Consider the following 14063-nt stretch of genomic DNA (forward strand, 5'->3'; position numbering starts at 1 on the left):
GTAATCTGAATGATACTTTATTGTTTTGTTTCAGTTGATCCTGATTCAGCCCGCTGCTGGCTCTGGGTATAAATTGCTTCAAAATTGACCGGGTTCAGGATAACCGGCGGGAATCCAGCCCGACTGACTATATCTGAAACCGTTTCCCTTAAATAGGGAAAGATTATATTCGGACATCCAATACCCAATACTGGCGCGATTTCATTTTCAGGCACATTCTGTATCCTAAAAATACCCGCCTGGTGTACCTCTACCAAAAACATGACGCTATCTTTAACTTTGGCCGTAACTGTCACCATCACCTGAACCTGGTAGAGGTCATCCTTGATCACTTCACTTTTTGTGTTTAGTTGCAGATTAACCTGCGGCGCTTCGCGTTCAAGAAAAATACTAGGCGCATTCGGTATTTCAAGTGACAAGTCTTTTACATAAATTTTTTCTATATTGAAGGCCGGTTGCTGTTGTTCGCTCATAGCTTCTCTATTCTCACCTTATAGTTTCAAATCAAAATCATGCGATTACGGCGTCAGTAAGGACACTAGCTCGCCTTGATGATCCAATTGCGCCAAATCATCGTATCCACCGATATGCCTTTCCCCAATATAAATCTGCGGAACTGTTCTGCGGCCCGTTTTTCCCATCATCTGATTACGCTGTCCTGGATCTAAATCAATCCGTATTTTTTCAATTTCTCCCACACCCCTGGCGCGCAACAAATTTTCAGCCATTTTGCAATAGGGGCAAAAACCTGTAGTGTACATAACGACTTTGACCATTTTTACCTCTTGACAATTGGCAAACTTGCGCGCTTCCAGGCATCTATACCGCCCATTAGATTATGCACCTTGGCAAATCCATTTTTATTCAGCACATTACTCGCATGATTGGAGCGTATACCACTTTTATAGATTACGACGATTGGCTTTTCCTTGAATTTCTCCAATTCAACCCAGCGATCTTCAATCTTTTCGGTGGGTATATGTCTTGAATTAGGCAAGTGGCCTGTTGCAAATTCACTGTCATCTCTCACATCCAGCACAATTGCATCTTCATAATTTATCAACTCAATGGCCTTGCGTGTATCGATTTCTTTTGTGCCTCGTTTTGTAAATGCAGGCCATATCAGCATCGCCGCACTGACAATTGCAGCAATAACAAAAAATATGTTCTCAATTCTGAGTAAAAAATATTGTTGAAATAGTGATGATTCTTCCATAAGTTCGCTTTTATTCCCTATGCTTTGGTGTAATGGGCCAATTTTATCAGAAACTCACAAAGGCCGCTTTGTTCGCAATGCTCAAGCAGAATTAACATACGGTCGCATATTAACATCAAGCGCTTATTTTCATCCTTCTTTCTCGTTTCTTTTTTTGTTACAAATAGTTTTTCTTTTATTGAATATGTCTCATCGGACTATAAAAAATACATTTTTACATTTTTCCGGTTAATGATTGAATCGTGTTGTATTGAACATACAATCGATTCTGCACAGAAAATTATTTCACACCGGGAATCAGACAGATGCTGCTTAAAAAGGCGAAATATAGTACAATGTGCAGCTCCTTTTTTAAAAAGAAAGAACGCAAAACAACAACACAACATGAAAAAAATCGTCCTTCTTCGTCATGGAGAAAGTATTTGGAATAGAGAAAATCGGTTTACTGGCTGGACAGATGTTGATTTAACACCTAAAGGTATTGAAGAAGCCCGGAACGCAGGAAAAGTACTCCGCGAAAATAAGTTTACCTTCGATATCGCATATACTTCGGTGCTCAAACGCGCCATACGCACGTTATGGATCACACTCGACGAAATGGATTTGATGTGGCTGCCCATTCACAATACTTGGCGTCTCAATGAACGGCACTATGGCGCACTGCAGGGCCTGAACAAAGCCGAAACGGCCGCCAAATACGGCGATGAACAGGTTTTGATCTGGCGGCGCAGTTATGACACCCGGCCACCAGAATTGTCTGTCGATGATGAGCGTTTTCCTGGTACAGACCGACGTTACAAGAACCTTACCCAAGCAGAATTACCCCGCACAGAGTGTCTCGAAGATACTGTTGCTCGATTCCTACCCTACTGGAAAGAAATCATAGCGCCACAAGTTCTATCTGGAAAAAATATCATCATTACCGCGCATGGCAATTCCTTGCGTGCACTCGTAAAATATCTTGACAACATTTCGGATCAGGAGATTTTGAAGCGCAACATACCGACAGGAATTCCATTAATATACGAGCTTGATGACCAGTTAAACCCGATCCGCAACTACTACCTCGGCGATCAATCCGAAATACAAGAAGCCATGGAAAAAGTTGCCAATCAAGGAAAATCTACCGGATAATTGACATTCTCAAAATCTGTCACCTGTTTATACCAAACCGTTAATTTACACTCTGCCGTTCAAATAGCGCGCATTCATACTTGAAATCAGCTCAGCCCGTTAACACTCGTCAACGCCATAAATCGGTTCTATTAGGCATCATAATGCTGCTCTGCTCGCCCGTTGCAGCAGCTGATAATCAGAAACAACTGGAAACACTGCGCAAAAGTATCAACGCGCTACAAATGGAAATGACCGCGCATGAAAGAACAAAGCAAAATGCGGCGGACGCACTGCAATTTACAGAACAATCTATCAGCAACCTAAATCGTAAATTGGTTGAGTTAAAAATTAATCAACAAAAAATTGATGATGAACTGAAGCAGGTTTTGAAAAAGCACAAACAACTTCACAATGAGTTAGAGTCGGAACGGGGCCAATTGAGCGCGTTACTGTATCAGCAATACCTGGGATATGAGAAAAACTATTTCCGCGCGCTATTAAATCAGAACGATCCAAATCAGGCCGCGCGCGACATGTATTACTACCGACAATTATCCAGGTCCAGTACTGAGAATATCAACAACCTTCATGATAAACTAAACCAACTTCAAGAACTCGCCCGTATCGCTCACGAGAAAAGAGATGAAATAGCCACCATACAAACCGAGCATACCCAACAAAAGAAAAAACTCAGCCAAGAAAAATTAAACCATCAAGCAATCTTAGCACGCGTTTCCAAAGCAATTACTCAACAGCAAAACGAAATTGACAAGCTTACACAGGATGAGAAGCGTGTCGCGAGATTAATTCATGAGATCAATCAAATACTTAAACATGACAAGAGCAGCACGCACTATAACACAGACCTTCCGGACCCAGCACACCGCCATGCACCCTTTCAGACCCTTAAAGGCAAATTGAGTCTTCCAGTACGCGGAAAGCTCACCAACCGTTTTGGCAGTCAACGTTCCGGAAAACATATCACATGGAAAGGGCTATTTATCCGCTCGCCACAAGGCGACAGTGTAAAGGCTATTGCCTCTGGACGCGTTGTCTTTGCCGACTGGTTGCGCGGTTTTGGAAATCTGATGATAATCGACCACTCACATGATTATCTGAGTTTATATGGCAATAACGAAGCCCTCTTAAAGCAAGTCGGCGATAGCGTACACAGCGGCGACTCCATTGCCATCGTCGGAAATAGTGGCGGCAACCCAGATTCCGGCTTGTACTTTGAACTGCGGCACAAAGGTAAAGCATTTGACCCATTGACCTGGATAAAAATAGAATGAAATACTAAAACTACTGACAATAGTTCTGGTCAAATACTGCCAAGATCATTAAAAACAAGCAAGAATATATTGTTCAGAAATGAATAATGAATACTTTTCACGCATTTTTATTGTATGATCAGTAACATCAATAGTATACATTATGCGTTAAATCGTTTTAAAAATTGAAATTACAATCACTTGAATTTATTCGTTAAGTGCGGAGACAGCATCATGAGTAACATAGTTAAAAAAGCAGGTTTAGTTTTCGTTGGCGCGGTCACGGGCGTGATGCTCAGCTTGAATTTTTCCGCTATTGCCAAAAGAGATTCAGCAGAAGTCATACATCCGCTACCTATCGAAGAATTGCGCACCTTCGCCCAAGTGTTCGGGCGTATTAAAAGTGACTATGTAGAATCTGTTGAAGACAAGCGTCTGATCACCGAAGCCATCAACGGGATGCTGGTCGGCCTTGACCCGCATTCATCCTATCTCGACAAGGATGAATACAAAGAACTGCAAATCGGAACCCATGGCGAATTTGGTGGACTGGGTATCCAGGTCACGATGGAAGACGGACTCGTTAAAGTCATCTCCCCCATTGAAGACACCCCTGCGTTCCGGGCCGGCATCCAAACAAATGACTTGATTGTCAAACTGGACGATACTGCTGTAAAAGGCATGTCATTGACCGAAGCGATTAAACTGATGCGTGGAAAACCTAAAACTTCCATCACCATTACAATTATACGGGAAGGCGAAAAAGAGCCTTTGATTTTCACGTTAGTACGCGACATTATCAAAATTCAAAGCGTCAAATCCAAATTGATCGAACCGGGTTATGCGTATATACGTATTACACAGTTTCAGGAACATACTGGCGAGAATCTGGCCAAGGCCATTAAAACCCTTTTTGCTGAAAATACAGAAGAATCCATGAAAGGGCTTATACTTGATTTACGCAATGATCCAGGCGGCTTATTAAATGGCGCTGTTGCCGTATCATCCGCTTTTCTGCCTGAAAATGCGCTGGTCGTTTACACGGAAGGCCGCACAGCGGATGCAAAAATGAGGTTGCATGCCAATCCAGAGTATTATTTGCGCGGACATGGCAGGGATTATCTGCAAGATTTACCTCCCCAAGTCAAAACAGTACCCATGATCACACTGGTCAACGGCGGCTCCGCATCAGCTTCTGAAATTGTTGCTGGTGCCCTGCAGGATCATAAGCGATCCGTTGTCATGGGCTCACAAACCTTTGGAAAAGGATCAGTGCAAACTGTTTTGCCGTTAGGAAATGATACTGCAATCAAATTAACAACCGCACTTTACTATACGCCAAATGGTCATTCCATTCAGGCAACTGGCATTACCCCTGATATCCTGGACGAATCAGAAAGTGACGATCGGCGTTTGCGCGAAGCTGATTTGAATCGTCATATCACCAATGGCAAGAAAGAAAGCAAGAAAAAACCGGAAACCGGAAAAACAACTGAAGAATCAGAAAGCAAGCCAAAAAAAGAAACGACTAAAAAGCAAACCGGGCCAATTGAATTCGGTTCCGAAGAGGATCAATTGTTAACCCAGGCGATGAATTACTTTAAAGGCATTACTACCGAATCACTTGAAAAAAATGGAGATAAATCCGACAGTTAGTATAGCTTCAAAGCCGTTCCTAAATGTAATCACACCGGGGCAATTATGTTTTGAACGATCATCAACTGCTCCGTTACAGCCGCCATATTTTATTGCCTGAAATTGATATTTCAGGCCAGGAAAGATTACTCGATTCACATGTGCTTATCCTCGGCGCAGGTGGTTTGGGTTCGCCGGCAGCGCTTTATCTGGCTGCCAGCGGCGTTGGTAAACTCACCCTGTGCGACGGCGACGCAGTGGATTTAACCAATCTTCAGCGTCAAATCATCCATAATACAGCATCAATTGGCCTTTCCAAGGCTCAGTCCGCCAAAAGGACATTAACCGGCATCAACCCGGAAGTTCAGATTACTGCGCTTGAAAAATTTGTACAAGATACAGAACTGACTCAACTGGTAGCCGAAGTTGATGCAGTAGTCGATGCCAGTGATAACTTCGCAACACGCCACAGTGTCAACAAAGCCTGTGTTATCCATCAGAAACCACTGATTTCCGGTGCAGTTGTTCGTTTTGAAGCACAGGTTTCAGTCTTTGATTTGCGCCGACCAGGCAGCCCCTGCTATCACTGCCTTTATCCCGAAGAGGGTGAGACCGAAGATATGCCCTGTTCAATAATGGGCGTCTTTTCTCCGTTGACAGGCATTATTGGCAGCATACAGGCTGCCGAAACAATAAAAATTCTGTTAAATATTGGTGTTACGCTCAGCGGCCGGATTCAATTGCTGAATGGACTGACCATGAACTGGCGCACAATAAAACTGCACAAGGATTCTGCCTGCATGGTTTGCCGATAACATTAATGAAAACAAAAAAGAAGATTGAGCCAAATACCTGCCTTCACCATTGCATGTGCGATTTAAACTTATACGCCGACAACAGTCTCAGGTTTTTGCAACAGGAAAATCCCCCACGCTAAATAACCGTTTTTGCCGCCTTCTATCCAGTAACCCAACCCGGTTTTCATGCGTTGAATATAGGCCGGATCAACTTTATCAGCCAGATCATCCGAGTACTTTTCAGTTTCTTCAAGTACACGCTGATAATGGTTGATCAACTGATCGGTAAAATCGTCAAATTTGACCACGTCAAACCCAATATTGCCACCAGCCTGGCGATAAAACCCGGGCGAACCCAGCGAACTCAAATGAATGCGATCCAGTATGGGTTGCAGCACGCCTTGCGGACAATCATCTGCCTGCATCGGATCAGTAAAAACAAAATATCCACCCGGCTTTAATACACGAAACGCCTCAGCCATCACGTGTTCACGTTGTCCGCTGTGCAAAATCGCATCTTGAGACCAAATCACATCAAAACCTTTATCCCGGTCTGCTGTTGTAAACGGCAGCATTTCAAAACTGCCATCAATCACCTGAATTTTTTCGGACAAATCTACAGATGAGTTTAATTCGCGAGCACGCTGATTTTCGACTTCACTTAAATTCAATGCTTTTACACACACACCATAGGTTTTTGCCAGATAGCGGGCGGCACCGCAATATCCGGATCCCAAGTCAAGAACCCAATCCCCGGCCTTCAATGACGGCAAGTAGCTTGCCATGGTTTGTATTGTTCTTTGGCTTGCAGCGCTAATTGATTCATTCGCCGTTTCATATAAACCGATATGGATATCCTCGCCACCCCATATTGTGCTGTAGAAATGATCGGCATCTTCGCTGTTATAATATGCCCGCGCCGTATTGACGGCTGCAGACTGAGTTGTTGAATTCATTGTGCTATTCATCCGTTGTTTGATAGGCTTTATCGGCGATATGGACAAAGAAATCAGGCTCGTTTTCACGATAGGTTTCCTGAAAATCTCCGAACGTTTCTACTTGCTGAAAACCGACTTCGTGCATCAAACGCGTCGTATAACTTTTTCTGAGTGGAAACATATTCAAATAAAATTTTTCACCATCGGAAAATCGATATTCGAACCGCGCTAGCCCTTTGTCAGTATGTACCGGCTTTACTGAAACATCTGTTCCACAATAATAGTAAGTATGGGTGCTTGAAAAGCCATGATCCAATAATGCGTCATAATTACGTTGATCCAGTATCAGCACGCCATCATGACGCAGCGCGGCGTAAAATTCTGCCAGTGCTTTGCGGCGGTCATTTTCATCAAATAAATGCGTAAAAGAATTACCCAGACAAATAATCGCGTCAAATTTCTGGTGAACATCCCGGTTAAGCCAGCGCCAGTCAGCCTGCACAGTGCGTAAAACATGTCCACGTGAACGCCCATTATCAAATGCCCTGGATAGCATTTCCGCGCTTCCATCCGCACTGACCACTTCAAATCCGGCTTCCAGCAACCGGACAGAGTGAAAACCGGTTCCAGTTGCAACATCGAGAACTTGCCGGCAACCTCTTTCTTTGAGCAGATCAATAAAAAAAGAACCTTCAGATTGGATTCGCGCATTCCAGTCAATCAGCGAATCCCATTTTTGAACAAACGCGTGCACATATTCGGCACGGTATTGATCGGTTTCACGAACAGATACCGGATCTGACCCGTAATCCTGTTGAGTTAATGAAGCATTCATCTCTTCTGTCTCCGTAAGTATTCGTGCAAAAACACTACTGCCCTATCGTTCCCTAGCAGCAACACAAAACACCGGATTAAAACCAGCATCAATTGTTGTCAAATGATTGTAATTTGACGACGACCTAGACCAGTTTGGCAAAACCAAGCTAAAATTGTTAATTTTCAGGTAACTTTACATGCAAATCTGGCGAAGCAAACCTTCACCAAATAAAAAGACACCGCTTGCGCTGACTATAGGCAATTTTGACGGCGTACATTTAGGCCACCAAGCAATGCTATCTCGTTTGAAGCATGCCGCTAACAAACTTGGATTAGCTGCTTGTGTCATGACTTTTGAACCGCATCCGCGCGAATTTTTCGCGCCCGACCAAGCACCCACTCGTTTAACCAGCTTCAGAGAAAAACTTGAACAACTGGCCAAATCCGATGTTGATTATGTTCGAGTATACCGGTTCAATTATGATTTCGCAAAAATTAATCCCGAAGAATTTATTGCCGGACTCCTGCAAAAAGAGCTTTCAGTCCGATGGTTGCTCGTGGGTGACGACTTTCGTTTTGGTGCGCGGCGCGCGGGAGATTTCAGCATGCTCAACGCTTTATCCAAGCAGTATGGATATGAAGTGGATGAAATGCCAAGCTTTTTAATTGATGGCCAGCGCGTATCAAGCAGCTATATCAGACAAGTACTCAACGAAGGTAACCTGCAAAAAGCCAGTCGTTTTTTAGGTAGACCCTATAGCATGAGCGGTCGTGTAATCGATGGCGACAAATTAGGAAGAAAACTGGGTTTTCCGACCGCAAATCTCCAGATCAAACATAACCAGCCGCCTTTAACCGGTATTTTTGTTGTAAACGTTTATGGCGCAGTTAAATCCGCACCCTCTCTGGCGCTTCCCGGCGTAGCCAGTCTTGGAGTCAGACCAACTATACACAATGACGGCAAGCCGGTTCTGGAAGTCCATTTGTTTGATTTTGACCAAACCATTTACGGTTATCACTTGCAGGTTGATTTTCTTCACAAACTGCGCGATGAAGAAAAATATCCCAGCTTGGAGCTACTCATTCAACAGATAAAAAAAGATATCCTCGAAGCAAAAAACTATTTTAATCAAATGAATGTCAAGACAGAATAAACGATTTAAACACTGAAACTCGCAAATGAACACACTTAATTCATACAAAAAACAACAGCATGTCATAAAATAGCAACAGTTCATACTTATTCGTATATTATTCGATTGCAATATAAGACACCAAGATTCGTGCGCAGCCAACGATATTGAACATTTTCATGACTGATTATAAAACAACACTTCATTTACTCGATACACCATTTCCCATGCGGGGCAATCTTGCCAAACGCGAGCCCACCATGCTGGAATCCTGGCAGAAAAAAAACCTATACCAAAAAATCCGTACCGCCAGCAAAGGGCGTCCCAAATTTACGTTGCATGACGGCCCACCATACGCCAACGGTGATATCCATATTGGACATGCCGTCAATAAAATTCTTAAAGATATCATTATCAAAAGCAAAACACTGGCAGGCTACGATGCGCCCTATATTCCGGGCTGGGATTGTCATGGCTTACCCATCGAGCACCAAATCGAGAAAAAGCATGGCAAGCAGCTATCCGCAGATAAAATCCGTGAACTTTGCCGTGCTTTCGCAACGGAGCAAGTTGCACGCCAGAAAGCGGATTTTATCCGTTTAGGCGTCCTCGGCGACTGGGACCAGGCCTATCTCACCATGAATTTCCAGACTGAGGCAGGTATTATCCGAGCACTGGGAAGCATTTATCAAAACGGTTATCTTTACCTGGGACAAAAGCCTGTTAACTGGTGTATTGATTGCGGCTCGGCGTTGGCAGAAGCTGAAGTCGAATACGAAGACAAAACATCTCCGGCAATTGATGTTGGATTTAAGGTCATCCAATCGAACGATGCTCTGAATACTATCTTCAACACCAATATCCCATCCAATAATTCAGTCATGGCCGTGATCTGGACAACCACCCCCTGGACACTGCCGGCCAACCAGGCCGTTTGCGTTCACCCTGACTTTGACTATGATCTTGTTGAAACAGCGCAAGGAATGCTGATACTGGCAACAGAACTCAAGCAAGCCTGCCTGGAGCGATATGGCTTGAATGACAAAACATTAGGTCAGTGCAAGGGAAAAGCACTAGAGCATTTGGCGTTACAACATCCATTTGAAGACCGCAGCGTCAAAATCATTTGCGGAAAGCATGTTACCCTTGAAGCCGGTACCGGCCTGGTTCATACTGCACCCGCGCATGGTCTGGATGACTATTTTATTGGCCAGCAATATGACTTACCCAGTGACAGTCCGGTTGACGGTGCTGGTAAATTTGCAGCAGACAAACCGATTGTCGGCAGCCTATTCGTTTGGAAGGCAAATGATGTCGTCATTGATACGCTGCAATCCAGCAAACACTTACTTTGCCTGGAAAAAATCAAACACAGTTATCCGCACTGCTGGCGGCATAAAACACCAATTATTTTTCGCTCAACGCCGCAGTGGTTTATTGGTATGAACCTGAAACAAAACGCTGGTTCTGCTGAGCAGCAAAAAACATTGCGTGATCTTGCCACAGATGCCGTGGACAATACCCGGTTCTACCCGGCATGGGGACGAGCGCGTCTCGAGGCCATGATCAGAAACCGCCCGGACTGGTGTGTTTCCCGTCAACGTAATTGGGGGGTGCCGATGGCGCTCTTTGTTCATAAGGTTACGCATCAACCACATCCGCGCACTCAGGAATTGTTCGAGCAGGTTGCCCTGAAAATAGAAAAGCAGGGCATAGAAGCCTGGTTCTCGCTAGATGAAGCAGAACTGCTGGGAGACGATGCCAAAGATTATCAGAAACTTCCGGATACACTCGATGTCTGGTTTGACTCAGGCACAACACATCATACTGTCGTCAAGTCCAATTCGCTGCTTCAGTATCCGGCTGATTTATATCTCGAAGGTTCGGATCAACATCGCGGCTGGTTCCAGTCCTCGCTACTAACCGGTTGCGCCATAGATGGTCATGCACCCTATCGCGCATTGCTCACGCACGGTTTTGTGGTTGACGGCAATGGCCATAAAATGAGCAAATCCAAAGGAAATGTTATTGCGCCTCAAAAAGTAATGGATACCTATGGCGCCGACATCCTACGCTTGTGGGTTGCATCCACCGATTATTCCGGAGAACTGTCCATCTCAGAAGAAATTCTCAAGCGCGTCGTTGAGAGCTACCGTCGTGTACGTAATACCTTGCGTTTTTTATTGGCCAACCTGGCAGACTTCGACGCGGAAAAAGACATGCTGGCTATTGAAGACTGGCTGGAAATTGACCGCTACATGCTGGCATTGACTAATGCTTTCCAAAACGAGCTCACACAAATCTATGACCAGTATGAATTTCATCAGGCCGTGCACAAGCTGCATAATTTCTGTTCCGAAGACCTCGGTGGTTTCTATCTGGATATTCTCAAAGACCGTCTTTATACCGCCGCAAAAAATGGAAAGCCGCGCCGCGCGGCGCAAAGTACGCTCCATCATATCGCTCATAGTCTGGTGCGTTTGTTTGCACCTATTCTTAGCTTTACTGCAGAAGAAGTCTGGGAACACCTGACCGGACAACCGGATGATAGTGTTTTGCTGCACACCTGGCATCGTTTTCCCGAACAAGCAGATTCACAACAGACGCTTGAGCGTTGGACCAGGATACGTTCGCTGCGCGCGAATGTGCTCAAAAAACTGGAAGACGCCAGAGCGCAAGGCGAAATTGGTTCATCACTGGCTGCCACTGTTGAAATCCAAGCAAGCGGAGACGATTACACCTTACTTCAATCACTTGGAGACGATTTGAGATTTGTTTTAATCACTTCGGAATCGTCCCTGGTACAGAGTAATGAATTGCAAACGATCAGTGTGCGCGTTACCCCGAGCAGCCATCAGAAATGTGAGCGTTGCTGGCATTATCGAATAGATGTTGGTCAAGATACTGAGCATACAACTTTATGTGGACGTTGCATATCCAATCTCTATAACACGGGCGAAGAAAGACAATACGCTTGAATATACAATACGTTTTAACAGCCCTGAACATCAAAAATTATCTGAGAAACTGATCGCTAATACCAAAATGAAACTACACTATTCATTGACTATCGCCCTGATTGTATTGGCATTGGACCTGGCAACAAAGTACTGGGTGGAATCGGTCATGACCTACGGTCAACAGATTCCGGTAACAGGATTTTTTAATCTGGTATTAACCTACAACGCTGGTGCTGCATTCAGCTTTCTAAGTGAAGCTTCGGGCTGGCAGCGCTGGTTCTTAAGCGCGATAGCTTTGGTCGCATCAGTTGTCATTATTTATCTACTGAATAAATACAACACGGAAAAACTGTTTTGTTTATCCCTGAGCTTAATTCTTGGCGGCGCTCTCGGCAACCTCTGGGACCGCATAACACTGGGGCATGTCGTCGATTTTCTTGATTTCTATGTCGGCGATTATCACTGGCCGGCATTCAACATCGCTGATTCCGCCATTTTCATTGGCGCCGCTTTGCTTATTTATGAAAGCTTCAGTAATAAAGAAAACGCTCAAGCAGATACCAAAACTAAAGCAGAAAGAAAAGAAAAAATCGGAAAACTTTAAAAACTATTGGGCATTTTTTTCTGATTCTTTCTTTTTGGTTATCGGGCTTTGCACGGTATAGCCTTTTTCTTTCATTTTATAACCACCATATGCGCCCGCACCTGCTGCTGCAGCCATCCAGCATCCCGATAAAAGAGGCAACAGCATAATTAAAACCGACAAACGCATTAATTGTTTCCTTTTCACATAAACCCCCAGTAATTGAGTTAAGCAGGTTATAGACATAAAAACTTAACATTCAACGGCAATTCCAATGGATATTTGAAATTAGATTATTATTCAGCCATCAAATTTCGGCAAATTCACTGATTACAGATATTTGTGGAAATTCGTTTAAAAAATGAAGTCTCGGGGTATTGAAACCATTCTTTTAATTCATCATGATGTGCACCAATTGTGTTTCCCGCTGCCATGACACCTGAATAAAGCAGCATGGTATAAGAACGCGCTCGTTCAATCTCACAATCAAATTCGTAGAAAGTCTTTAACGATTGATACCCGCCCCTTTGCTTTTCATCATAGCTCGACAAAACCCATACTTTTTTATAATGATCACCACTGTTGCGGACTGTTGTCGGATCAAAATAATGCTTCTCACCTTTGTCTGGATTAGAATTGATCATCACCCATTCAGCATAAACAGGTTCACAAACACCAAAAAACCCTATCAAAAGCACAGCAAATAAACTTTTTCTCATTGTGTCTTTTTATTTTTTCAAGTTATTAGCGGAAAAATGTGTATGGCCTATTCTAGGATAAAACACGAACGGCGTGAATCCGAAAAACTCAAACAGCAGAACTGGAGACACGCATTATTTATTGACACCACCCTGCTTTATGGGTTTTCGCTGTTTTTTCTTCTTCTGGGATTGTGAAGTTTTTCCGCCTGTCCGTTGCTGATCGCCCTGATCAGCAACGTTTAATTTCCAACTGCCCAGTTTCTGGATAAACGCTGCCTTATCAACCGGCGAAACATATATGGCTTTATCTTCGCCATATTTTATTTCCAGGCGGTCAAATGACAGTGCCGGACTCGCCACTGCGTTCTGACTTTCTTCCACAGACATAATCGATTGAATTGGAATGTCCCAGGAAAACGGACCACTTACTATTTTAAGATTTTCCGAGTTCACACTGTACCGGGTTGAAACCAGTAGCCATAACGGAAAGCCAGCACCGAAAATTAATATGGTCGTGGCAAATGCATAATTGAATGTTCCTCCTATTTTTAGCATCACTGATGCGCCCAGCAGACAGGCAATAATGGATAGAATCAGACAAAATAACAGCCACTTGTCAATTTTTGATTTGAAAACGTTCATAATTAATCGTTATAAATGTTAAAGTCTGGCAAATAATGTTAATAATCAGATAACTAAAAATTATTCTGTTTAATCGTAACAGAGCAGCGTACATGACTTATCCAAAGGGAATACAATAATGGTTAACCTTTTTCACTTGATTGAATGACCAGTTTAGCTAAATTTTTCAGAACAATCGAGTACACTGAAGCCTATCAAGTGGAAACGTATAGCAACTCAATACGTATATCATTGCCGAAACCGAATAGCAAAGCC

At 43.6% G+C, this 14063-nt stretch carries 15 protein-coding genes; 7 read left to right on the plus strand and 8 right to left on the minus strand.

The annotated features are described in order from the left end of the window. Nucleotides 1-17: 17 nt before the first annotated feature. The 3 genes from secB to MRK00_01450 are packed head-to-tail and all read right to left on the minus strand — an operon-like array spanning nucleotide 18 to nucleotide 1216. A complete protein-coding gene (gene secB / locus MRK00_01440) occupies nucleotides 18-473 on the minus strand; it encodes a protein-export chaperone SecB (GenBank protein ID MDR4516049.1) in 456 nt (151 codons plus the stop codon). A 45-nt stretch (nucleotides 474-518) separates the two neighbouring features. Further along, entirely contained in the window at nucleotides 519-776 is a 258-nt protein-coding gene (gene grxC / locus MRK00_01445) for a glutaredoxin 3 (protein ID MDR4516050.1), read from the minus strand. 2 nt (nucleotides 777-778) lie between these two features. Next, entirely contained in the window at nucleotides 779-1216 is a 438-nt protein-coding gene (locus tag MRK00_01450; GenBank protein MDR4516051.1) for a rhodanese-like domain-containing protein, read from the minus strand. A 384-nt stretch (nucleotides 1217-1600) separates the two neighbouring features. Between MRK00_01450 and gpmA the strand changes: the two genes are divergently transcribed. The 4 genes from gpmA to MRK00_01470 all read left to right on the plus strand — a co-directional run bounded on the left by gpmA (nucleotide 1601) and on the right by MRK00_01470 (nucleotide 6053). After that, entirely contained in the window at nucleotides 1601-2350 is a 750-nt protein-coding gene (gene gpmA / locus MRK00_01455) for a 2,3-diphosphoglycerate-dependent phosphoglycerate mutase (GenBank protein ID MDR4516052.1), read from the plus strand. Nucleotides 2351-2493: 143 nt separating this feature from the next. Further along, nucleotides 2494-3624 (plus strand): peptidoglycan DD-metalloendopeptidase family protein, encoded by a 1131-nt coding sequence (locus MRK00_01460; GenBank protein MDR4516053.1) that lies wholly within the window; start codon nucleotides 2494-2496, stop codon nucleotides 3622-3624. 270 nt (nucleotides 3625-3894) lie between these two features. Next, nucleotides 3895-5259, plus strand: coding sequence for a S41 family peptidase (locus MRK00_01465; protein ID MDR4516054.1), 1365 nt, complete (start codon nucleotides 3895-3897; stop codon nucleotides 5257-5259). A gap of 50 nt (nucleotides 5260-5309) precedes the next feature. Then, complete coding sequence (locus tag MRK00_01470; GenBank protein ID MDR4516055.1) at nucleotides 5310-6053, plus strand: HesA/MoeB/ThiF family protein; 744 nt, start codon at nucleotides 5310-5312, stop codon at nucleotides 6051-6053. A 68-nt stretch (nucleotides 6054-6121) separates the two neighbouring features. Here MRK00_01470 and MRK00_01475 read toward each other — a convergent pair whose 3' ends face one another. Together MRK00_01475 and MRK00_01480 are read right to left on the minus strand one after the other, a co-directional pair. After that, on the minus strand, nucleotides 6122-6991 hold the full coding sequence (locus tag MRK00_01475) for a methyltransferase domain-containing protein (GenBank protein ID MDR4516056.1): 870 nt from the start codon (nucleotides 6989-6991) through the stop codon (nucleotides 6122-6124). A 4-nt stretch (nucleotides 6992-6995) separates the two neighbouring features. Continuing rightward, on the minus strand, nucleotides 6996-7808 hold the full coding sequence (locus tag MRK00_01480; GenBank protein ID MDR4516057.1) for a class I SAM-dependent methyltransferase: 813 nt from the start codon (nucleotides 7806-7808) through the stop codon (nucleotides 6996-6998). A 178-nt stretch (nucleotides 7809-7986) separates the two neighbouring features. Here MRK00_01480 and MRK00_01485 point away from each other — a divergent pair, with 178 nt between their 5' ends. The 3 genes from MRK00_01485 to lspA all read left to right on the plus strand — a co-directional run bounded on the left by MRK00_01485 (nucleotide 7987) and on the right by lspA (nucleotide 12486). Continuing rightward, nucleotides 7987-8943: a bifunctional riboflavin kinase/FAD synthetase gene (locus MRK00_01485; protein ID MDR4516058.1), complete on the plus strand. Its 957-nt coding sequence runs from the start codon at nucleotides 7987-7989 to the stop codon at nucleotides 8941-8943. A 158-nt stretch (nucleotides 8944-9101) separates the two neighbouring features. After that, nucleotides 9102-11900 carry an isoleucine--tRNA ligase gene (ileS, locus tag MRK00_01490; GenBank protein MDR4516059.1) on the plus strand — a complete coding sequence of 933 codons (2799 nt, stop codon included), beginning with the start codon at nucleotides 9102-9104 and terminating at the stop codon, nucleotides 11898-11900. Nucleotides 11901-11967: 67 nt separating this feature from the next. Continuing rightward, the gene (lspA, locus tag MRK00_01495) at nucleotides 11968-12486 is read left to right on the plus strand and encodes a signal peptidase II (GenBank protein MDR4516060.1); all 519 of its coding nucleotides are present in this window, start codon (nucleotides 11968-11970) and stop codon (nucleotides 12484-12486) included. 3 nt (nucleotides 12487-12489) lie between these two features. On the opposite strand, the gene MRK00_01500 is transcribed toward lspA, so the two are convergent. The 3 genes from MRK00_01500 to MRK00_01510 all read right to left on the minus strand — a co-directional run bounded on the left by MRK00_01500 (nucleotide 12490) and on the right by MRK00_01510 (nucleotide 13808). Further along, complete coding sequence (locus MRK00_01500; GenBank protein ID MDR4516061.1) at nucleotides 12490-12672, minus strand: hypothetical protein; 183 nt, start codon at nucleotides 12670-12672, stop codon at nucleotides 12490-12492. A 116-nt stretch (nucleotides 12673-12788) separates the two neighbouring features. After that, nucleotides 12789-13184 (minus strand): hypothetical protein, encoded by a 396-nt coding sequence (locus MRK00_01505; protein ID MDR4516062.1) that lies wholly within the window; start codon nucleotides 13182-13184, stop codon nucleotides 12789-12791. A gap of 114 nt (nucleotides 13185-13298) precedes the next feature. Then, entirely contained in the window at nucleotides 13299-13808 is a 510-nt protein-coding gene (locus MRK00_01510) for a PH domain-containing protein (GenBank protein ID MDR4516063.1), read from the minus strand. Nucleotides 13809-14063: the final 255 nt, after the last annotated feature.

The sequence above is a fragment of the Nitrosomonas sp. genome, from assembly GCA_031316255.1.
GTDB lineage: Bacteria > Pseudomonadota > Gammaproteobacteria > Burkholderiales > Nitrosomonadaceae > Nitrosomonas.